This window comes from Caballeronia sp. SEWSISQ10-4 2 (assembly GCF_030464885.1).
In the GTDB taxonomy this organism is placed as follows: Bacteria; Pseudomonadota; Gammaproteobacteria; order Burkholderiales; family Burkholderiaceae; genus Caballeronia.
Genome location: NZ_JALPRJ010000055.1, coordinates 38,131 through 58,188 on the forward strand (window position 1 = coordinate 38,131; position 20,058 = coordinate 58,188).

At 59.1% G+C, this 20,058-nt stretch carries 17 protein-coding genes; 9 read left to right on the forward strand and 8 right to left on the reverse strand.

What is annotated here, in order from left to right; translation table 11 throughout:
- The first annotated feature begins 48 nt into the window (after positions 1-48).
- Complete coding sequence (locus M0D69_RS30180) at positions 49-1,527, forward strand: aldehyde dehydrogenase (RefSeq protein WP_301785514.1); 1,479 nt, start codon at positions 49-51, stop codon at positions 1,525-1,527.
- 126 nt (positions 1,528-1,653) lie between these two features.
- Here the strand turns inward: M0D69_RS30180 and M0D69_RS30185 are convergent, their stop codons facing one another.
- The 7 genes from M0D69_RS30185 to M0D69_RS30215 form a co-directional block, all read right to left on the reverse strand.
- The gene (locus tag M0D69_RS30185; protein ID WP_301785515.1) at positions 1,654-2,127 is read right to left on the reverse strand and encodes a VOC family protein; all 474 of its coding nucleotides are present in this window, start codon (positions 2,125-2,127) and stop codon (positions 1,654-1,656) included.
- 85 nt (positions 2,128-2,212) lie between these two features.
- On the reverse strand, positions 2,213-3,022 hold the full coding sequence (locus M0D69_RS30190) for an NAD(P)H-dependent oxidoreductase (RefSeq protein WP_301785516.1): 810 nt from the start codon (positions 3,020-3,022) through the stop codon (positions 2,213-2,215).
- Between the two features lie 339 nt (positions 3,023-3,361).
- Positions 3,362-4,090: an ABC transporter ATP-binding protein gene (locus M0D69_RS30195; RefSeq protein ID WP_301785517.1), complete on the reverse strand. Its 729-nt coding sequence runs from the start codon at positions 4,088-4,090 to the stop codon at positions 3,362-3,364.
- Complete coding sequence (locus M0D69_RS30200; RefSeq protein ID WP_301785518.1) at positions 4,083-4,934, reverse strand: ABC transporter ATP-binding protein; 852 nt, start codon at positions 4,932-4,934, stop codon at positions 4,083-4,085. Before M0D69_RS30200 ends, M0D69_RS30195 begins: the two co-directional genes overlap by 8 nt.
- Positions 4,931-6,217 (reverse strand): high-affinity branched-chain amino acid ABC transporter permease LivM, encoded by a 1,287-nt coding sequence (gene livM, locus M0D69_RS30205; RefSeq protein WP_301785519.1) that lies wholly within the window; start codon positions 6,215-6,217, stop codon positions 4,931-4,933. The genes M0D69_RS30200 and livM overlap by 4 nt, the downstream gene beginning before the upstream one ends.
- Entirely contained in the window at positions 6,217-7,134 is a 918-nt protein-coding gene (locus tag M0D69_RS30210) for a branched-chain amino acid ABC transporter permease (protein WP_301785520.1), read from the reverse strand. Before M0D69_RS30210 ends, livM begins: the two co-directional genes overlap by 1 nt.
- An 86-nt stretch (positions 7,135-7,220) precedes the next feature.
- A complete protein-coding gene (locus tag M0D69_RS30215) occupies positions 7,221-8,336 on the reverse strand; it encodes a branched-chain amino acid ABC transporter substrate-binding protein (RefSeq protein WP_301785521.1) in 1,116 nt (371 codons plus the stop codon).
- Between the two features lie 427 nt (positions 8,337-8,763).
- Here M0D69_RS30215 and M0D69_RS30220 point away from each other — a divergent pair, with 427 nt between their 5' ends.
- The 5 genes from M0D69_RS30220 to M0D69_RS30240 all read left to right on the forward strand — a co-directional run bounded on the left by M0D69_RS30220 (position 8,764) and on the right by M0D69_RS30240 (position 14,660).
- Positions 8,764-9,207 (forward strand): PaaI family thioesterase, encoded by a 444-nt coding sequence (locus M0D69_RS30220; RefSeq protein WP_301785522.1) that lies wholly within the window; start codon positions 8,764-8,766, stop codon positions 9,205-9,207.
- A gap of 215 nt (positions 9,208-9,422) precedes the next feature.
- A complete protein-coding gene (gene panB, locus M0D69_RS30225; RefSeq protein WP_301785523.1) occupies positions 9,423-10,253 on the forward strand; it encodes a 3-methyl-2-oxobutanoate hydroxymethyltransferase in 831 nt (276 codons plus the stop codon).
- Positions 10,254-10,993: 740 nt separating this feature from the next.
- Entirely contained in the window at positions 10,994-12,289 is a 1,296-nt protein-coding gene (locus tag M0D69_RS30230; protein ID WP_301785524.1) for an MFS transporter, read from the forward strand.
- A gap of 68 nt (positions 12,290-12,357) precedes the next feature.
- On the forward strand, positions 12,358-13,299 hold the full coding sequence (locus M0D69_RS30235) for an SMP-30/gluconolactonase/LRE family protein (RefSeq protein WP_301785525.1): 942 nt from the start codon (positions 12,358-12,360) through the stop codon (positions 13,297-13,299).
- Positions 13,300-13,454: 155 nt separating this feature from the next.
- On the forward strand, positions 13,455-14,660 hold the full coding sequence (locus M0D69_RS30240; protein WP_301785526.1) for a porin: 1,206 nt from the start codon (positions 13,455-13,457) through the stop codon (positions 14,658-14,660).
- A 78-nt stretch (positions 14,661-14,738) separates the two neighbouring features.
- On the opposite strand, the gene M0D69_RS30245 is transcribed toward M0D69_RS30240, so the two are convergent.
- Entirely contained in the window at positions 14,739-15,404 is a 666-nt protein-coding gene (locus tag M0D69_RS30245) for an O-methyltransferase (RefSeq protein ID WP_301785527.1), read from the reverse strand.
- Between the two features lie 485 nt (positions 15,405-15,889).
- On the opposite strand from M0D69_RS30245, the gene M0D69_RS30250 reads away from it, so the two are divergent.
- The 3 genes from M0D69_RS30250 (at position 15,890) to M0D69_RS30260 (ending at position 19,894) form a co-directional block, all read left to right on the forward strand.
- Positions 15,890-17,791 carry a bifunctional diguanylate cyclase/phosphodiesterase gene (locus tag M0D69_RS30250; RefSeq protein ID WP_301785528.1) on the forward strand — a complete coding sequence of 634 codons (1,902 nt, stop codon included), beginning with the start codon at positions 15,890-15,892 and terminating at the stop codon, positions 17,789-17,791.
- Positions 17,792-17,942: 151 nt separating this feature from the next.
- Positions 17,943-18,746 carry a DeoR/GlpR family DNA-binding transcription regulator gene (locus M0D69_RS30255; RefSeq protein WP_301785529.1) on the forward strand — a complete coding sequence of 268 codons (804 nt, stop codon included), beginning with the start codon at positions 17,943-17,945 and terminating at the stop codon, positions 18,744-18,746.
- The gene (locus tag M0D69_RS30260; protein WP_301785530.1) at positions 18,743-19,894 is read left to right on the forward strand and encodes an MFS transporter; all 1,152 of its coding nucleotides are present in this window, start codon (positions 18,743-18,745) and stop codon (positions 19,892-19,894) included. The genes M0D69_RS30255 and M0D69_RS30260 overlap by 4 nt, the downstream gene beginning before the upstream one ends.
- Positions 19,895-20,058: the final 164 nt, after the last annotated feature.

Genomic DNA, 20,058 nt, shown 5'->3' on the forward strand with positions numbered 1-20,058 from the left:
CAACTCTGGTCGACACACTAACTCCGGTCGACAGAGGAGACGAAAGTCATGCAACGGTTTGAGATGTTTATCAACGGTGAATCCTGCGCGCCGGCTTCGGGCGAATGGTTCGACACCGAGAATCCCTTCACCGACGAAACGTGGGCGCAGATTGCGAAAGGCAACGCGACAGACGTCGATCTGGCTGTGCAGTCGGCGCATGCCGCTTTCAGTACAGGACCATGGTCGCAGATGTCGGCGAGCCAGCGAGGTCTGCTGCTTCATCGGGTAGGTGACCTGATCGCACGCGACGCCAAGCGGCTTGCCGAGCTGGAAGTTCGTGACAACGGCAAGCTCATGGCGGAAATGCTTGGCCAATGCCAGTATTTGCCGCAGTGGTATTACTATTTTGGCGGCCTGGCGGACAAGATTCAGGGCGCCGTGATTCCGCTCGACAAGAAGGGCTACTTCAACTACACCCGCAACGAGCCGCTGGGTGTCGTCGCCGCCATTACGCCGTGGAATTCCCCCCTGTTACTCGCCACATGGAAAATTGCACCTGCGTTGGCCGCAGGCTGCACGGTCGTGATCAAGCCATCCGAGTTCACTTCTGCGTCCACCATCGAGTTCGCCAAGCTCTTCACCGAGGCTGGATTTCCGCCGGGCGTAGTGAACGTCGTGACCGGATTCGGTGCGGACGTCGGCTCTCCTCTGGTGGAACATCCTCTGGTCAAGAAGATCACCTTCACCGGTGCGGATTCCACTGGCCGGGCGATCAACGAGGCGGCAGCCCGTCAGTTCAAACACGTGAGTCTCGAACTGGGCGGCAAGTCGCCCAATATCGTGTTCGAAGATGCGGATCTGGAAGATGCAGTGAATGGCGCGGTTTCCGGCATCTTTGCTGCGACGGGGCAGACCTGCATTGCCGGTTCGCGGTTGCTGTTGCAGACAAGCATCTACGACACGTTCGTCGACAAACTTGTGACGCTGGCACGGACCGCGAAAATGGGTGATCCGGCGAGTATGGACACGCAGGTCGGACCGGTCACGACGCGCCCGCAGTACCAGAAAGTCCTCTCCTACATTGAAACCGCAACGCAGGAAGGCGCGACCTTGCTGCTCGGCGGGAAGCCCGGCAGTGCCCCAGAGTGCGGCAACGGCTGGTTCGTCGAACCCACGATCTTTGGCGACGTGAGCAACAACATGCGAATCGCGCAGGAAGAGGTCTTTGGTCCTATCCTGTCGATCATCAAGTTCAAGGACGAAGACGACGCGGTTGCACTGGCCAACGACGTACGCTTCGGACTGGGCTCAGGGGTCTGGACGAAGGATATTGGCCGGTCCATTCGTGTCGCCGAAAGGCTGCAGGCCGGCATGGTCTGGGTGAACAGCTATCGCGCGGTGAGCTACATGTCGCCATTCGGCGGCTACAAGGATTCCGGACTGGGCCGCGAGAATAGCATCGACGCGATCCGCGAGTATCTGCAAACGAAGAGTGTCTGGATCAATACCGGGGTCAAGACGGCGAATCCGTTCGTCATGAGATAACAAGGAAATGCCCCGCGGAATACTGCGGGGCGACTTGAAATTCTGTCTGGATGATTCGGAAAACGAATGCATCATGCGTTGCCTTGTACAACGCTTCGAGTCACCCCAGGAAACGCTTTGCAAGCGTCAGGATTTGATGCCTTGAGCGGCCTTGGTACTCGGCGCCCGGACCTCCAGCGTGATCCCTGCCCCTTCGTTGACCGTCTTGAAGTACGTGAAGCCGCTTCGATCATCGAGACGCCCGCGGGCGAGCACATCTAGTCCGGTGCTCGCAGCGAGTTCCTCGGCCTTGTCGCAACTCTCGACAGAAAAGCCGAGATGAAAGACGCCCTCGCCTCGTGTCTCCAGAAACCGTCGTTGCGGCGTGTCACCTTCTCCCGGCTGGCAAAGCTGCAGTTGGGCGTTGTCGAGATTCGCGAACTTGTAGCGCATCTTCAGAAAGGCCGGGCGATCGTAACCGTCCAGTTGGTACGCATCCATCGGTGGAAAATCAGCCCATGGACCGACCCCAATCGACTCGTAATACTTCACAGCGTTTTCGATATCGCGGACCACGATGCAGACGTGGTGCAGTTTCTGAAAAATCGGCAGCTTGTCCATTGTGAGCATCATCCCTGGTCAGTGTTGACGCTGGGCCGCAGAAGCTTTCGAGGCTACCGCGGCCCGATTTGAAGTAACGGCAGGATCAACCCGCCTTGGCAATCTTCTTCGGCGTATACGTTTCTGCCGCATCATCATGCGACTGGCCGACGCCCGGGTTCCATTGGAAGCCGGAACAGGCCACCACTCCCGGCTTCAGACGCTGGTCCGGACCAAAGTCTGCAAACAGATGAAAGAACAAGGGCTCCGTGCTCTCAAGCGTGCGCAACCGCGCTGCGTAGGAGTCGAGATACGCTTGCCGCTCCTCGGCGCTCACGCGGCCAGGCATCCACGACACATGCGGCGGCAGCACATCGAAACCAAGGTAATTGAAAATCCCGTTGTGGATCGGCCAGAGAATGTGATTGATATCGCCGTCCACGCCGTCCGGTTCGTAGAGGCTCGCCGCCGTTCCCGTCGTGGTCGAAACCATCGCCTTGCGGCCCTTGAACATGCCGGTTTCGTATTTGCGGCCGGTGGCATAGGCGAAACCACGCGTCATTACGCGATCCACCCAACCCTTCAGGATGGCGGGCATCCCGAACCACCACATCGGGTACAGGAAGATGATCAGATCGCTCCAGAGCACCTTCTGCTGCTCGGTATAGACATCCGGCGTCGGTTTCGTGGACGTCCCGAACATATGCTCCTGTTCCGCCGAAAGATCGAGGAAGTCAGGGTTGAGACGTTCGCCAACAAAGTCTTCCATGCCGAGCTCGGGCCGCCATTTCAGCTGGTACAGGTCCGATACCTGAACCTCGTGCCCCTGCGCTTTCAGGGTCGAGACAGCTGTGTCTTTCAGCGCACCGTTGAACGACTTAGGTTCGGGGTGAGCGAAAACGATAAGCACTTTCATGCGACAACTCCATAAAAACCGGTTCGTTGAGCGTGCTGGCCGCTGGCCTGCGCTCGGATTCGCGCCATCGTCGGGTGCAATCCCGTCGCGGTGATCGATTAGGTCTATAGCATTCTGGATGTTTACAAAACTCCGGTCTCGAAGGGGCTCGGCTAAATTTCGCGGAATTCGGCATAGTATTTGATGACATTCGCCACTTACGGGGCCGAAAAGCCTTTTCCCGTGTGCCGCTCTCCCTTCTTTGGCTCGCCCCGTGTGGTGCGGAGAATTGCCAAAATTTCCGCACGTCGCTGGCCAGATAGGTACAGGCGAGCGAGCTGCGGTCTGGATCACCTCGGTTCAGGCCGCCGCATCCAATTGGGAAGTGTCGCCCTCCAGATAGGCCGCCCGGACGGCAGGGTTGACCAGCAGGTCTGCACCGCTCCCTTCGAGGGCAATCTGCCCATGCTGGAGCACATACCCTCGATGCGCCACGCGCAACGCATGATGAGCGTTCTGTTCGACAAGCAGAATCGTCATGCCGAGTTGCTCGTTCAACTCCTTGATGACCGAGAAAATCTTCTTGATGAAAAGCGGCGCCAGGCCGAGCGACGGCTCGTCGAGTAGCAGCAGTCTCGGCTGCGACATCAATGCACGTCCTATCGCGAGCATCTGCTGCTCGCCTCCTGAAAGTGTGCCGGCACGCTGCGAAGCCCGGCTTCTCAGGATCGGGAACGTCTCGTAGATCCGCTCGAGGTCAACTGCAGTCCGGCGATTGGCCGACGTATCGCCCATCAGTAGATTCTCGAGCACGGTCATCCGCTGAAAGATGCGGCGCCCTTCGGGCACGACTGCAATATCGAGCTTGCCGACCGCATGCGACGGCAGGTTCGTAATATTCTGCCCCTCGAATTCGACCATGCCGCCGCTGGCGCGGGGATAGCCGAAAATGGTATTCATCAGTGTGGACTTGCCTGCGCCGTTTGCGCCGATCAACGTGACGATCTCGCCCGTATTCACGCCCAGGTTGACCCCGCGTAGTGCCTGGACGCTGCCATAGTGGGCACTGAGTTCGGTAATCTTAAGCATGAGCTGCTTTCTCCTGCGATGCGTCATCGTGTGAAGATGTCTCGTCGTCCTCTCCAAGGTAGGCGCTGATCACCTCGGGATTTGCCTTGATCTCGGCAGGCAGCCCTTCTGCAATCTTCTTCCCGTGATTGAGCACGACAATATGATCTGAAACCTTCATGACGACGCTCATATCGTGCTCAATCAACAGTATGCCAATGCCCTGATCCCTGGAGAGGGAAGTCAACAGCGCCGTGAGTTCCGCCGACTCGCGCGGATTGAGGCCGGCGGCTGGCTCATCGAGGCAGAGCAGAATCGGTTCAGCGCACATTGCACGCGCGATTTCAACGCGACGCTGTACTCCATACGGCATGTCACCCGCAGGTTTGTTGGCGATATCCCGAACGCTCAAGCGCTCGAGCCACGTCAAGGCGCTTTCTATCGCCTTGTCGTTGGCGCGCCGAAACGACCTCGAATTCAGCGCTCCAGCAATCGAGAACCTCGACGCCTCCTGCAGGACATTGTGCTGGGCGATCATCAGGTTTTCGAGCACTGTCATACGCGCAAACAGCCGTATGTTCTGAAACGTCCTCACGACCTGGCCGACCCGCGCGACATCCACGTTCCTCATTGCATCGAGTCGAAGTTCGCCGCGTTGTGGATGTCGCAGTTTGACGGAGCCTTTCGTCGGTTTATAAAAGCCGGTCAGGCAGTTAAAGAAGGTCGTCTTTCCGGCCCCGTTCGGCCCGATCACCGCAGTTACCTCTCCTGCACGCGCGGTCATGGACAGGTCTTCGATTGCACGAAGTCCACCAAACTGCATGGTCAGATTCTCAACGCTGAGCAACGAATTGGAGCCGTTCATCGATTCGCCTCCACGCCCGGAGCGCTCACAGTCGCACGGCGATGGCTGATGAGTCCGCCGGGCCGCACGATCATGATAAAGACCATGGCAATACCAAAGAGCAGCATTCTGTACTCGGCGAAATCACGTCCCAGTTCAGGCAAGATCACGAGCAAGGCTGCCGCGAGCACAACGCCCAACTGGCTCCCCATGCCACCCAGCACGACGATCGCAAGAATCGTGGCCGACTCCGAAAATGTGAAGCTCTCTGGAGAGATGAAGCCCTGCCGTGCCGCGAAGAACACGCCGGCGAATCCGGCCAGCATTGCACCGGTCGCGAAAGCCGACAGCTTCACGTTCGTCACATTGATGCCCATTGCTTTGCAGGCGATTTCGTCTTCGCGCACCGCCTCCCACGCGCGCCCCACAGGCAAGCGCCTCAGCCTGGAGACAAGGAGGTTTGTCAGCAGCGCGAGTGCCAGGATCAGGTAGTACAGAAAGACGACCCTCTGAGCGGGCGAGTAATCGAGACCAAACACGGTGGCAAACGTCGGACCATCGCTGGATGCCTGCATCGGAAGCCCAAAGAACGTCGGCTTTGGAATCGACGAAATGCCGTTTGGTCCGCCCGTGAGGTCACCCCAGTTCACAAGCAGCAGCCGGATGATCTCTCCGAATCCGAGCGTGACGATCGCCAGATAGTCGCCTCTGAGTCTGAGCGTCGGGTAGCCAAGCAGCATGCCGAATGCCGCAGCAAGGCCACCGGCGATAGGGAGTGACTCCCAGAAACCAAAGCCAAAATGCGTCGAGAGCAGACCGTAGGTGTACGCGCCTACCGCATAGAAGGCGACATAGCCAAGATCGAGCAGACCAGCCAGACCGACGACGACATTCAGACCCCAACCCAGCATCACGTAAATGAGGACCGTCGTAGCCGTATCGACGACGTAGCGGTTTCCTGCAAATAGTGCGGGCAACAGCACGGCGAAGGCCACGCATGCCGCGCCGACCCACACCAGCGAACCGTTCCCCGCGATTTCAGGCGCGGGCCTTGCACGCAGGCGCCGCCTTGAAAGAAAACTGAACCGCTGCAGCAGCCACTGCAATATCAGGCGGCCAGCAAAGGCAACCACAACGAAGGCCGCCAGCAGTGCCCATCGTGTTTCGACCCGCAGGCCGTTTGCTCCGTCTCGCGTGGTCAGTCCCAGCATTGGCAAGCCCACGAGGCCTGCAACCAGCGCGGCGCCGAGCGCATCCCTAATGCGAAACTGGATATCCATTTTTTGCATGGTTGTCGAGCTCATCAGACTTTCTCCACCTCTGGCCGGCCAAGCAGGCCCGAAGGACGGAACATCAGAACAATGATCAGGATGACGAACGTGGCCACATCCTTGTATTCGGGAGAAAGGTATGCTGCCCAGAATGCTTCAATCAAGCCGATGATCAGACCGCCAAGCATCGCGCCGGGGATTGATCCGATTCCGCCCAAAACCGCTGCGGTAAAGGCCTTGATACCCGCCTGAAAGCCAATTGAGAAGTCGATCACGCCGTAGTAGATCGTCACCATGACGCCGGCGACGGCAGCTAGCGCCGCGCCAATCATGAACGTAAGGGCGATAATCCTGTCGACGTCATAGCCGAGGAACTGCATCATCCGTTGATCTTGCTCACACGCTCGCTGCTGCCTGCCGAAAGGCGTCTTATTGATGAACAACGTGAACGCGGACATCAGGACGACGGTCACGATGACGATGAGGAGCTGGACGTAAGAGACGTACGGTCCGTGCAATCCCTCATTAGAGAAAAGATTCACGCCGCCCGTCACAAGCGGCGGGATCGACTTGACTCGTGCACCTTGAGTAAGCTGAACCATGTTCTGCAAAAAGATAGAAATCCCGATTGACGAGATCAGCGGCGCGAGACGATTGGAGCCTCGAAGCGGCCGGTAGCCGACGCGTTCGACGGTCCAGCCGAATACGGACGTCAGTGCAATCGAGACGATCAAAGTAATGGCAATACTCGCCACCACAGACGAGATCCCGCCACTCGCGAGAAGCGTGAAACACGTCACGGCGATGAATGCACTGACCATATAAATATCGCCGTGAGCGAAGTTGATCATGCCGATAATGCCGTAGACCATCGTATAGCCGATCGCGATCAGGCCGTAGACGGCGCCTAATGTCAGCCCATTAATCAGTTGTTGCAATGCCTGGCTCATGTCCTCTCCGGTGAATCTGCTTCAGAGGCGGTGCCGTGGACAGACGCACCGCCTCATTCCGTATTGCAAAGACTGGAAAGGACTTATCACTTCACGTAGTCATAGTTGTTGCCGTTCCAACGGTAGACCACATAGCCGGGGCTCTTGAGATCGCCTTTCGCATCGAAGTCCACTTGACCGACTACCGTATTGAAGGAGGCGTTGTGGAGCTGCTTCACGATCGCCGCATAGTCTGTGGAATTGGCCTTCCTGGCTGCCTCTGCGAAAACCTGCATCGCGGCATACGAGTACAGCATGTAGCCTTCCGGCTCGATCTTCTGCGCGCGGAAGGTCGCCACGACCTTTGCGGCCGCGGCACTCTTGCGCGGGTCGGGCGGGAAGGTGAATAGCACCTTGCTGATTTCCGGTCCCGCCGCAGTGACCAGTTCATTGTTCGTGAGCGTGTCGCCGCCCAGGATCGTAAGATTCAGCCCTGCCTGCGCCGCTTGCCGCAGAATCAGCGCAACTTCCTGGTAGTACCCGCCGTACGCAAGGATCTGAACGCCGTTCGCCTTCAGTTTGCTGATAAGGCCTGAATAGTCCTTTTCACCGGCTGTGATCGACGCGCGCAGCGCCACGGGCGTCTGCTTTGCTGCGAAATCCTTGGCGACCTCGTCGGCGAGACCGCCCCCATATGCGGTCTTGTCGTCGATGACCGCGATTTTCTTGCCCTTGAAATGCGCAGCGATATAGTCGGCTGCAACCTGTCCTTGCTGATCGTCCCTGCCGGTAATACGGAAGATTCCCTTGAGGCCGCGTTCCGTGATTTTCGGGTTGGTCGACACGGTGACCTGCGGGATCTGCGCGTCGTTGTAGACGTCCGATGCTGGCAAAGTGGAACTGGAACACCAGTGACCGTCGACGAACGCCACCTTCTGATTGACGAAACTGTTGGCAACCGAAACTGCCTGCTTTGGATCACACACGTCGTCACCGACAACCAGACTGAGTTGCTGCCCTAGCACGCCGCCCGAAGCGTTGATGTCTTTCACCGCCTGTTCCGCGCCCTTACGAAACTGATCGCCCCCCGAGGCATATTCCCCCGTCATTGGGCCAGCCACGCCCACCAGAACACTTGCATCCGCGGCGACCGAGCATGCCAAAGCCAACCCGCCCATGCTCAGTACTGCACCCATTCCAACCAATCCTTTCCGGCCGTTCATAACCATCTCCAAGAGCAGGCTTCGATGCAGGAACGAACAGGTCTCAGCTATCGTTCCCGGGTATTACCTCGCTTTCACTGCCGCGAGATAGATCGAAGGTTGCCGACACCAAAAACTGGCTGGAATTTGATTGTGCGAAAGCGGGGATTAGGTAGAGGCTAAAGATGCGCAACGGCGGCATTCCGTTGCGGGAAATCGCACAGTTTTGAAAATCCGCTTGCCAGGCAACCGTGTAAACGACTACGTTTGCAGACTTGCTGGATCCCTCACCTCACGCGGAGCCTAGGGTATTTTTTGTCTGCTCCTGATTGACCCACGCTCAGCATCTGACCTACATTCAAGTTTCCGCTGGATCTTCCCCCGTCGAAAACAAACGCCCGCGTCGCGCCATAACATGGCATGGCATATATCCATAGAATCGCTTTGTATGGCACAGACCCCCGACCCCCTCTTCGCCGAGCGCATCCGCGCCAGCTTCATGCGCCAGAATGCGATGGCGTTGATCCACGCGACCTTGCCCGTGATCGAACACGGCCGCACCGAAATTCACCTGCCTGTTTGGAGCGGCGTCGAGCAGCAGCACGGCTTCGTACATGGCGGCGTCGTAGGCATGATTGCTGACTCTGCGGCCGGCTACGCTGCAATGACCTTGGTGCCGGCTAGTGCCTCAGTATTGACCATCGAATACAAGATGAATCTGCTCGCTCCGGCCGATGGCAAAACCTTGATCGCCCGTGGCCGGGTTGTCCGTCCCGGCCGGACGCTAATCGTCACTCAGGCAGAAGTGTTCGCTGTCAAGGACGGGCATGAAACACTTAGTGCACTGATGCAACAAACGATTATGGTGATGCATGACAAGGCGGAGAAGTAGGACCTGGTTGGCGGCAGCCTGGCCAGTCTGGCCAGCCTCGCGAGACGAGTTCGGCGGTGCCGATGAGCTTTGGTATGGAGCCGCATTCGGCCCGCTGACATAGGTGCAATTCCGGGCCGAGGCGCTCAGTCGACTTCTCAGGAACAAACAAATGGTGTTGCTTCGCATCCGGCGAGTGCGAAATTTGTGAACCTTTTTAAATTCGAGTATTGAATATGTCGGGATATCTTCAAGAAAGCGCGAGCACCGTGCACCGCAAAATCGTCACTGCGCCTTCACTATTGAACATGAAAAGCGCGGGCGAGAAAATTGCGATGCTGACCTGCTACGACGCCAGCTTCGCATCGCTGATGGACCGCTGTGGTGTTGATATGGTGCTGGCGGGTGACTCGCTCGGCAACGTGCTGCAGGGACACAGTACGACGCTTCCGGTCACGCTTGCCGATATCGCTTATCACACGGCGTCGGTCGCCCGAGGGAACCGATCTGCATTGGTGGCCGCTCACATGCCATTCGGTACTTATGCAAGACCGCAGTCTGCATTCGACAATGCAGTGAAGCTCATGCAGGCGGGCGCACACATGGCCAAACTTGAAGGAGGTGCCTGGCTGGTCGATACCGTTAAATTTCTCACTGAGCGTGGCGTACCAGTTTTCGCTCGTCTGGGCCTGACGCCGCAATCCGTGCATCGACTCGGCGGGTTCAAGGTACAGGGCAAAAAAGCGGAAGACGCAGAGCTACTGAAAGCCGATGCTCTGGCACTGCAGACAGCAGGCGCATCTCTCCTCCTTCTTGAGGCCATTCCGACCTCACTGGGCAAGGAGGTGACGCAGATGCTTGACATCCCGACCATCGGTATTGGCGCCGGTCCGGACTGTTCGGGGCAAGTGCTTGTGATGCACGATATGTTGGGCGTGTTCCCCGGAAAGACCGCTCGCTTCGTCCGTAACTTCGTGGATGGGCAGTTAAGCATCGAAGCAGCGATCCGCGCCTATATCGAGGCCGTGAAGAACAATCTCTTTCCAGCACCGGAACACTGCTTTTGAGCGGCGCCGCGGCAAAGCATTTCGTCTTCGTATCACGTAGGTTGCGCACCAGGTTCGCGCCGGCGACCGTTGTCGTGCGACGGTCCACGGTCTAGTCAGAGCCGATGCTCTAACGGCTGTGTGAAGCGTAGACGAACGGCCGTAGATGGCCGAAAGTACTCAGTCGTCGAAGTCGGTAGCGGGCAGTTGCCGCCTGCGTCAACGAATGGCTGGTCCGAAGCAGTGAGCAGGCGTAACAAGCCCAATGGACGAACGTCGGCTCAGGCCGATGAAGGAACGTTCGTCTCTGACTATCGAGTTTTCGTTCGCGCCCAGGCGATCAAGGGGCGTCAGCCTCAAGTCTCCAGCGCCGGTAAAACCCGCCTGAAACTCTCAGCATATGCCCGATGTTGTACGACGTCATTTAACTTAAAAACAACACTTAACGCCGCCCCAACTCTCCTCAGATTCGCTATTACGCGGGAAAATTCAAATAAAACCCAATATTTAAAAGCCCGCTGGAAATTTTACTGGTGTAAACGCTGACGTCTCGCAGGTTGCACGAGATAAGTCATCTGACATACGATGCGTTCACATTACGTAACATACCTTACTGCTGCGAAATGTCGGGCTCGGTGGACAAGCACTCACCTGCGCCACGCGAACGAGTAAACGCGATGCGTGACAGCGCAACGCTCTAGCCAGACAGCGGCTGCGACCCACCGCGCAGCAACAGAATACCGATTGGAGAGACGACCGTCATGGCAATCAAATTAAGGGGCCTGCGCTGGTGGATGATTGCCCTGCTGACGCTCGGCACGATCATGAACTACCTCGCGCGCAGCTCGCTAAGCGTTGCCGCCCCCACGGTCATGCAGGACCTGCATATCAGCACCGCCCAGTACGGCTGGATCACCGGTGCGTTCTTCGTGATGTACCCGCTCGGCGGCCCGCTGACGGGTTACCTGATGGACCGTATCGGCCTGCGCTTCGGCTTCCTGATCTGCGGTGTCATGTGGTCCGTCGTGTGTATCGGCCACGGCTTCGCGAACGGCTGGGTCGGTCTCTTCGTACTGCGCGGTTTGCTCGGCCTGGCTGAAGCGTCGTTCATCCCTGCAGGCATGCGCATGGCCGCGTTCTGGTTCCCGGCGCGCGAGCGAGGACTGGCGGCGGGCATCTTCAACATCGGCACGTCGATTGGTGCCATCGCCGCGCCACCACTGATCGCCTGGTCGATCCTCAAGTACAACTGGGAGATGGCCTTCATCATCGCAGGCTGTCTTGGCCTCGTATGGGCCGTACTGTGGATCATCTTTTACCGGCACCCCAGCGAGCACAAAGCGCTCACGGCGACGGAAGCCGCTTATATCGTTGAAGGTGAGCACGCCGAACTCTCCGACAGCGGCGCCAAACCCAACCTGCGGGCAATCTTCAAGCAGCGCAACTTCTGGGGCATCGCACTGCCGCGCTTCTTCGCCGATCCGGTGTGGACCACACTCGTGTTCTGGATGCCGCTCTACTTGCATCAGGCGCGCGGCTTCGACCTCAAGGCCATCGCCATGACCGCATGGCTGCCGTTCGTGGCGGCGGACGTTGGATGCCTGATGGGCGGATCGATTTCGCTGTACCTCAACAAGCGCTTCAATATCGCCGTGATCAACGGCAAGCGGATCGTTTTCACGATCGGCGCGGTGATCATGACCGCGATGGCCGGCGTCGGCTACGTGAAGGATCCCGGCATGGCGATCTTCCTGTTGTGCCTCGGCGGCTTCGCACACCAGACGCTTTCCGTCGCCGTCATCTCGATGTCCGCCGACCTGTTCCCGCGTCGTGAAGTGGCAACCGTCACGGGCTTTGCAGGTCTTTCGGCAGGGCTCGGCAACCTGATTTTCACGCTCGTGATCGGCGGACTTGTCGCGACCATCGGTTATGCACCGTTCTTCGTCGCGCTCGGTTTCGGTGACCTGATCGGCGTGGTCCTGCTCTGGACGCTCGTGCGACCGGCTTTGGTCAATCGCCGCACGGACGCCGGCGTACCGAGTCCCGCTAACGCCTAGCGCGGTCATGGCGCAGATTAAGGACAGTGCAGCCGAAGCTGGCTGCACTGTCCGCTGAATACGACAGAATGAAAAATCCACAACTGGAAACACCGGTCGTCGAACGTGTGGAAGCTGCCGGTCAGGCTCCTTGCGAAGTAGGCGAAAGTCCCGTCTGGCGGGAAGCGGAACAGGCCCTGTACTGGGTCGATATCCCCGCGCGCACGATCGCCCGCCTGGAGACCGGAACGGGCAAGCGAACTGACTGGCTCCTGCCCGAAAAAGTGGCCTGCATCACCTTCGACCGGAACGGCACGGTGCTCGCGGGATGCGAGACCGGGCTCTTTGCGGTGACCTTATTGAACACGAGCGCGAACACGAGCGCGAACACGAGCGCGGCGAGCGTACGCAAGCTCGCAGCGCCAGCGTTTCCGCTGCCGGGCATGCGCTTCAACGACGGCCGCTGCGATCGCCAGGGCCGCTTCTGGGCCGGCACGATGGTGCAGGACATGGCGGCGGCCAACCCGGCGGGTGCGTTGTATCGATACAACGCCGAAGGCACGCTTTCCGCGCCCATCGTCAATGAGCTGATTGTGCAGAACGGGCTCGCGTGGTCGCCTCAAGGCACGACGATGTACCTCTCGGACTCACACCCGTCGCGCAGGCTTGTCTGGGCTTTCGACTACGACGCCGATACCGGCGAACCCCGCAACCGCCGCGTCTTCGCCGACCTGAATCGCTTCGCCGGCCGCCCGGACGGCGCTGCTGTTGACGCAGACGGATGCTACTGGACCTGTGCCAACGACGCCGGTTTGCTGCTACGCTTCACTCCCGAAGGCGAGTTGGACCGGACCATCGCGCTGCCAGTCACGAAACCGTCGATGTGCACGTTCGGCGGTCGTGAACTCGACACGCTCTTTGTCACATCGATTCGTCCGGCGAACGGAGCGAACGAACACGACGGTCACCTGCTCTCGGTTCGTCCGGGTGTAAGCGGCGCACCGGAATGCAGTTACGCGGGCGTGCTATAGGGATTACCAATGATTCGACAAGCGGCCTGGGAAGAACCGCTTAGGGCTTGGCCTGGACCTGAAACATCGGAACACGATTTGTCGTTACGTTAGCAAGAAAAACCCGCGACGTTGCTGGCCGCGTCGCAATCATTGATACAACAAGAGGAGAAACCATGCAGTCACGTCACGCCAAGAAAGCCGTATTAATCAGCCTTGCCACCCTCGCCTCGCCGGTCTTCGCTCAAAGCAGCGTGACGTTGTACGGCATTGTCGACGACTCGATTGCTTATCAAAGCAGCCAGACGTCGCTCGGCTCGACCAAAGGCGGTCGCTCCAACATAAAAATGGCTTCGGGAATCTGGGCCGGAAGCCGCTTCGGCCTCAAGGGCGCGGAAGATCTGGGCGGCGGCACAAAGGCCATCTTCCAGCTCGAATCGGGCTTTAACATAGCAACCGGCGGCCAGCAATATACGAACGCCATGTTCGGCCGGCAGGCATGGGTCGGCATGACCAACCCGACCTACGGTACGTTCACCGCGGGCCGGCAATACACGTCCTACTACTCGCTGCTGTCGCCTTATAGCCCGACGACCTGGCTCACCGGCGCCTACGGCGCGCATCCGGGCGATCTCGACGGACTGGACACGATCTATCGCGCCAACAATTCGCTCGTGTACACGTCGCCGAAGATGTATGGAGTCACCGTCAGCGGTTCCTATTCGTTTGCCGGCGTTCCGGGCAGCGTGAACCAGGGCTCGACATGGAGCGGCGCGGTCCAGTACATCAATGGCCCGTTCGGGATCGCTGCGGGTATCACCCGGATCAACAACTCGACGCCGGGCGGCGGCGCTTTCGGCGCGGATTCCACCACGACTTCCGGCGGCCAGTCGGGCGTGTCCGCGATCACAAACGGTTATCAGACCGCTCAGGCTCAGCAGCGGATTGCAGTGGCCGGCGGTTATGCGTTTACGCCGACGCTGGATATCTCCTTCTCTTATTCCAACGTGCAGTACATCCCCGGCATCAACTCGAGCTTCAGGACAACGGAGATCTTCAATACGGGCGGCACCGTCCTGCACTGGAAGGCATTGCCGCTGGTCGACCTCGCGGCGGGCTACAGCTATACGCGTGCGACGAAAGCCAACGGCATCACGAGTTCGGCGCAGTATCAGCAGTTCAACCTGTCTGAATACTATTCGCTCTCGAAACGCACCGGCCTTTATGCATTGCAGGCTTATCAGCGCGCGAACGGTAAAACGCTCGGGACCACAGGCAGCATCATCAACGCGACCTCGAGTATTGGCGATGGTTTTCAAACCGCCCCGTCGTCCTCTCCCAGCCAGTTTGCCGCTGGCGTAGGCATCATCCACCGGTTCTGATCTGACCTGATCCGATTCCGGCCGCGCGGCGCGCTGCTTATGCAGTGCGCCGCGTCCGGACGATGCCTGGTATCAGTATCAGGAGACAACCGATATCGAGAACCCGTCCCATCCCTTACTTCCCACTGTCTGGACCGCTGTCGTGGTCAGCCGGGAATCCGCCGCGAGCAACTCCAGGAAGCTACGGACGCCCAGTACATCCGGGTCGTTGTTTTTCTCATCGGCAACCCGCCCGCTGCGCACAACGTTGTCGCCGACGATCACCGTCCCAGGCCGCGACAACTTGACCGACAGCCTCAAATAATCCGGATTGCTCTCTTTGTCCGCATCGATAAATACAAGATCGAATGGTTCGACCTTGTCGTCAATCAACCGCTCCAGCGACCAGACTGCCGGTCCGACCACAACGGTCACCACACTCGACAACCCTGCCGTCTCAATGTTTTTCCGCGCGATCTCCGCATGGACTTGATTCACTTCCATCGAGACAAGCGTGCCGTCGGCGGGCAAAGCACGTGCTAACCAGATCGTGCTATATCCGCCCAGGGTACCGATCTCGAGAATGCGGCGAGCACCTTTGATCTTCGCCAGCAGATGAAGGAACTTGCCCTGGTTCGGCGCGACGTTAATAGCACGCAGGCCGGACTCGGCACTCGTCTTTAACGTGGCGTCGAGCGCCGGGTCGGAAGGGACAAGCACACGGGCAAAATATTCGTCGACAGCGCTCCATTGTTCCTGGCTCATTACGGTGCTCTCCTATTCCATATGAATTGGCAAAATTAAGTGTCGGTTACTGCGCCTTCGAAATTCTATGGGATGCCGGAGCCGGACTGCACTAACGGCTAGCAGCTTGGTCCACCATATTATCTTCGGCCGGAAAATAGCCCTGATGGGCTCACGTCCACGGTTTATCCGCTGCAGCGTCGAGCGTTTATCCATGCTGCGACGCAAAACCGGCACGCGCATTCCGACTCCGCATTGACCCACCAAGCGGGGTTGTCCCGAACTCACCAAGCCAATCCGCGAATAGCGCTTAGCGTTTCTCCTTGGCGTTTGACGCGTCACAAAACCATCATTGCCTTGTCTTCTTGTCCACCCGGCTTACGCCAAAGCCGGCGCCAGGCAAACATCATATTTATTAGGGCAACCGACACATTTACCGGGATAATTGGCATCAGAAAAAAGCCAGCCGCGCCGATAACCAAGTACCTACCTATATTGCGCATTCCATGGCGTTCAGTGAACCGAGGTCGCCATTTTTTAAATGGCTAGTGGGGTCCGCTCAAGACCTGAGCGCCGATAATCGACAAGTATTGCTGTCCAATCTGTTCACCAGGACGGCCTCGATCGCCCTCGCGTCGATCTGCGAGATCAGCGTTTGCGTGACCGCTTATTATCTGTATCCGAACATCGGTTACGCGTTATGGACCCTCGCCGTAATCGCGCTCCTGATGGTGCGCCTGTCCCTGATCGCTCTATGTTGCAAGCTGAGCGCGCGCAACGAACCCACGCCAACCTCGCTTTTCCTGCTTGCCAGCATCCTCTGGAGCGCGCTTCTAGGACTCGGCAGCCTGCTGTGCAATATCAGCGGTGACCAGACTCTGTTCCTGCTGGGCAACGTATGCGCCGTTGGGGTTGTCGGCGGGTTGGCCGGTCGTAACGCGGGCACACCGCGCCTCGTCCTGATTCAGATCTCGATCATCTTTACGCTGCTGGGAATCGGCGCCGCGCTGTCTCCGGGTTCGGGGAAAATCGTCCTGCTGTTCCAGGCGCCGTTTTGCGCTGCCGGTTTTTTTACTGTCGCCATTCGCAGCAACAAGGACACCGTCGCCCTGCTGCTGGCTCAGGAAACCAGTAATCGCCTGGCTCGTCACGACAGTCTCACGGGCCTGCCGAACCGCGCACGGATCAGCGAACTCCTGCTAAATCGCACCGATGCAGAGCCGGCGCAAAAGTCCGGATCCTTTGCAGTTCTGCTCATCGACCTTGACGGTTTCAAGGCGATCAACGACAGCCTCGGACATGCAGCCGGCGACCTGGTGCTTCAGGAATCCGCTAAACGCTTAAGGGCAGTCTTGCGCAAAGGCGACATTGTCGGACGCCTGGCCGGCGATGAATTCGTCGCTATATTCGATGAAACCTCCATAAGCGAAGAGGTCCGGCTGCTAGCGGACCAGATCGTGAAAACCCTGGCACGCCCGTTCGTGCTTAACGAGGCGCTCGTGCGTATTGGCGCAAGCGTGGGCATTTCGCAGTATCCCGAGCATGGGGAAACGGGACCACAGCTCTTGATATGCGCCGACCGCGCCTTGTATGCGGTCAAGCGCAGCGGCAAGAGCGCCTTTGCAGTGTTCGATGCCAAAGCGCACGCCTCCGACGACAGCCTGAGCCTGCTGAGAAGCGACCTCGAAGGCGCGCTTCAATCGTTTGGCAACGGCCTGCGGATGGAGTACCAGCCGATCGTCAATCTATCCAGCGGTCTCGTCACGGGGCGCGAAGCACTGGTCCGCTGGAGCCATCCCGCAAGAGGCGAGCTGCCGCCCACGACCTTCGTTCCCATTGCAGAACGCACGGGGCTGATCCTTCCGCTAGGGGAATGGGTTCTTCGGCGTGCCTGCGCGGAAGCGGCCCGTTGGCGCGAGCCGGTAGTCGTTGCGGTGAACGTGTCGCCCGTGCAATTGCGCGAAGAATCGTTCGCCGGCCTGGTGGCCGCAGTCCTGCAGGATTCCCGCTTGCCGCCTTCGCGTTTGAACATCGAGGTCACGGAAACTGTGTTCATGAGCGACGATGGCCCGACCCGGTGCAATGTGGAAAAACTGCGCGCAATGGGTATCGGACTGGCGCTCGATGATTTCGGAACGGGCTTTTCAACGCTGTCGAACCTGTGCCGCTTTTCGTTCGATACGCTGAAGATCGATAGCTCCTTTGTCCGGGAAGCGGCGCATCGGCGAGAGTCCGCAGCGGTGATTCGCGGGATCGTGGCGCTGGCCCACGAACTGGGGATCCCGACCACGGCGGAAGGCATCGAAACGCAGGAGCAACTGACCTTTGTCCGGGCGTGCGGATGTACGAGCGCGCAGGGCTTTTTCCTCGGGCGGTCGGAACGCGCGGAATGCATTTCACAGACTTGAGAGGTCGGCCGGGCGGGCGTTACGGGTATTTTGGGCGATGCGCCGACTGATTTCTGCCGGCACATCGCCTAAAAAAATTTGCCGATGTTCGCTCGTTTACGATAACTTATGCTCGTTTATGCACGATTCATTCTTGACGGAGATCGACGTAATGCAAAGAACGCGGCGTGACGCGGTGGACGGGCTGCTGCCCGACGAGCGCGCAAAGCTGATACTCGACCGGCTACGCACGCACGGCCGCGTGCTGGCCACCGAGCTCGCACTCGAATTCAACACCTCCGAACACACGGTTCGCCGTCATCTGCGCGATCTGGCCGACGCTGGTCATTGCAAGCGCGTGTATGGCGGCGCGCTGCTGACCTCGCCCGCTGCGCAGGCCGGGTCGACGCGCATGCGTCAAGCTGCCGATCGAAAAGCGCGGTTGGCTGTCGCGGCGGCGTCCATCGTCCGGCCGCGGCAGATCATCCTGCTCGATGCCGGATCGACCAATGTCGCTATCGCTGCGGCGCTTCCGGATAACGCGGACCTCACCATCGTGACGAATTCCCCGGATGCCTGCTCGCGTTTGCTGGATCGCCCCGGTTTCGAAGTCATCCTGATTGGCGGACGGATGAGTCCGCGCGGGGCGGGATCGCTGGGATCCACCGCGCTTTTGCAGGTTCAGCAGATCAGGGCCGACCTGTGTTTCCTCGGCGCTTGCGCCATCGATCCGGCCGAGGGAGTGGCTGCGTTCGAGGCAGAGGAAGCCGAGCTTAAACGCGCGATGGTCAAATCAAGCGGCCAGATCGCCATTGCGATGACGTCTGAAAAGCTGATGACCGCAGCACCGTTTTTTGTCGTGGCGGCGTCCGGCATTGAGCACCTGATCGTGGAAACAGATGTGCTGGCGCAACGGCTAGGCGAGTTCGAAAAAATCTGCGGCAATGTAATCGTGGCTCGGGGGGGTCGATCATGAAACCTGTCGCCGAACGAATCGCAACAACGGCGGTGTTTCTCGCTAACGGCTTGGGCATCGGCGCGTGGGCTGTCGAAGTTCCACGGATCAAGGAAGCCTTGTCGCTAAGCAACACATCGCTGGGGATCGCGCTGTTCGCTTTTGCCTTGGGCGCGATCGTCGCCATGCCGCTTGCCGGCCGGCTAGCGCCACGCTTCGGAAGCGGACGCGTGACCGCAATCCTGGGCATTGCATTCGTCATCGCTTTGCCCTTGCCTGCGCTGGTCCCGAACTTCGCCTTGTTATGCGCCGTGCTCTTTGCGTTGGGAGCTGCAAATGGCGCGCTGGATGTATCGATGAACGGACACGCCAGCGCGATCGAAGGCGAATGGAAGGCGCCGATCATGTCGTCGTTTCACGCTGCGTGGAGCATGGGCGGTCTGCTGGGTGCTGCGTCGGGCGCGGCGCTTCAGGCCAACGGCATCGGCACGATGGGCGGGCTACTCATCCCGGACTTGGTGATAGGCGCGCTCATTGTGACAAGCGCTTTGCTGGCACTGCGGGATATCGGGCCACGTGCTTTGGCATCGGCTAGCGGTTTTGCATTGCCTGGCGCGGGCGTGGTGAAACTCGCTGCCTTGGCATTTCTTTGCATGCTGGTCGAAGGTGCGGTGGCGGACTGGAGCGCGGTGTTCCTGCGCTCTGCGCTCGACACGCAAGCCAGCGCAGCGGCACTAGGTTATTCGTCGTTTGCATTCGCGATGGCGGCGTGCCGCGTGGTCGGCGACGTATCGGTTCGACGCTTGGGATCGAGCGTAGTGGTGGCAACCGGAGGGTTTATCGCCGCGCTTGGATTGGCGCTGGTGCTGGGTTATCCAAACGTGGTCACTGCTTGCGTGGGTTTTGCGCTTGTGGGGATCGGCTTGGCGAACATCGTCCCTGTGATCTTTAGCGCGGCGGGCCGCTCGACCACGACGCCGGCTGTCGGTGTTTCGATGGCCGCCACGGCGGGTTATGCCGGTTTTCTCGTGGGTCCACCGCTGATTGGGTTGGGCGCGGGCTTTATGGGTTTGCGGCTTGCCTTATGTGCGCTGTTGTTGGCCGCGATGATCGTTTGCCTTGTGGGCGGCAAAGCCGTGAGCAAAGCGGGTGTCGAACAGGCGCTTTAGAGGTTTGGTTCGCTCGCGCCGGTGGACGGGTTTTTCGTTCGCACTCGGGGTTGGTTTGGGTCTGTCGGTGCTAGTGGGACTGGGTCGGTGCCGGGTTGCTGCTGCTTAGCAGGCTGCGGAAATACAGGCCGACTTTACTGAGCCATGAGCTTGATCAGAATTTT

Excerpts from the sequence above, each read along its gene's own strand:
- M0D69_RS30260 (WP_301785530.1), top strand. The coding sequence starts at position 18,743 with ATGAAACCTGTCGCCGAACGAATCGCAACAACGGCGGTGTTTCTCGCT.
- M0D69_RS30185 (WP_301785515.1), bottom strand. The coding sequence starts at position 2,127 with ATGGACAAGCTGCCGATTTTTCAGAAACTGCACCACGTCTGCATCGTG.
- M0D69_RS30245 (WP_301785527.1), bottom strand. The coding sequence starts at position 15,404 with ATGAGCCAGGAACAATGGAGCGCTGTCGACGAATATTTTGCCCGTGTG.
- M0D69_RS30200 (WP_301785518.1), bottom strand. The coding sequence starts at position 4,934 with ATGAACGGCTCCAATTCGTTGCTCAGCGTTGAGAATCTGACCATGCAG.
- M0D69_RS30190 (WP_301785516.1), bottom strand. The coding sequence starts at position 3,022 with ATGAAAGTGCTTATCGTTTTCGCTCACCCCGAACCTAAGTCGTTCAAC.
- M0D69_RS30220 (WP_301785522.1), top strand. The coding sequence starts at position 8,764 with ATGGCACAGACCCCCGACCCCCTCTTCGCCGAGCGCATCCGCGCCAGC.
- M0D69_RS30195 (WP_301785517.1), bottom strand. The coding sequence starts at position 4,090 with ATGCTTAAGATTACCGAACTCAGTGCCCACTATGGCAGCGTCCAGGCA.
- M0D69_RS30210 (WP_301785520.1), bottom strand. The coding sequence starts at position 7,134 with ATGAGCCAGGCATTGCAACAACTGATTAATGGGCTGACATTAGGCGCC.
- livM (WP_301785519.1), bottom strand. The coding sequence starts at position 6,217 with ATGAGCTCGACAACCATGCAAAAAATGGATATCCAGTTTCGCATTAGG.
- M0D69_RS30215 (WP_301785521.1), bottom strand. The coding sequence starts at position 8,336 with ATGAACGGCCGGAAAGGATTGGTTGGAATGGGTGCAGTACTGAGCATG.
- M0D69_RS30230 (WP_301785524.1), top strand. The coding sequence starts at position 10,994 with ATGGCAATCAAATTAAGGGGCCTGCGCTGGTGGATGATTGCCCTGCTG.
- M0D69_RS30235 (WP_301785525.1), top strand. The coding sequence starts at position 12,358 with ATGAAAAATCCACAACTGGAAACACCGGTCGTCGAACGTGTGGAAGCT.
- panB (WP_301785523.1), top strand. The coding sequence starts at position 9,423 with ATGTCGGGATATCTTCAAGAAAGCGCGAGCACCGTGCACCGCAAAATC.
- M0D69_RS30255 (WP_301785529.1), top strand. The coding sequence starts at position 17,943 with ATGCAAAGAACGCGGCGTGACGCGGTGGACGGGCTGCTGCCCGACGAG.
- M0D69_RS30180 (WP_301785514.1), top strand. The coding sequence starts at position 49 with ATGCAACGGTTTGAGATGTTTATCAACGGTGAATCCTGCGCGCCGGCT.
- M0D69_RS30250 (WP_301785528.1), top strand. The coding sequence starts at position 15,890 with ATGGCGTTCAGTGAACCGAGGTCGCCATTTTTTAAATGGCTAGTGGGG.
- M0D69_RS30240 (WP_301785526.1), top strand. The coding sequence starts at position 13,455 with ATGCAGTCACGTCACGCCAAGAAAGCCGTATTAATCAGCCTTGCCACC.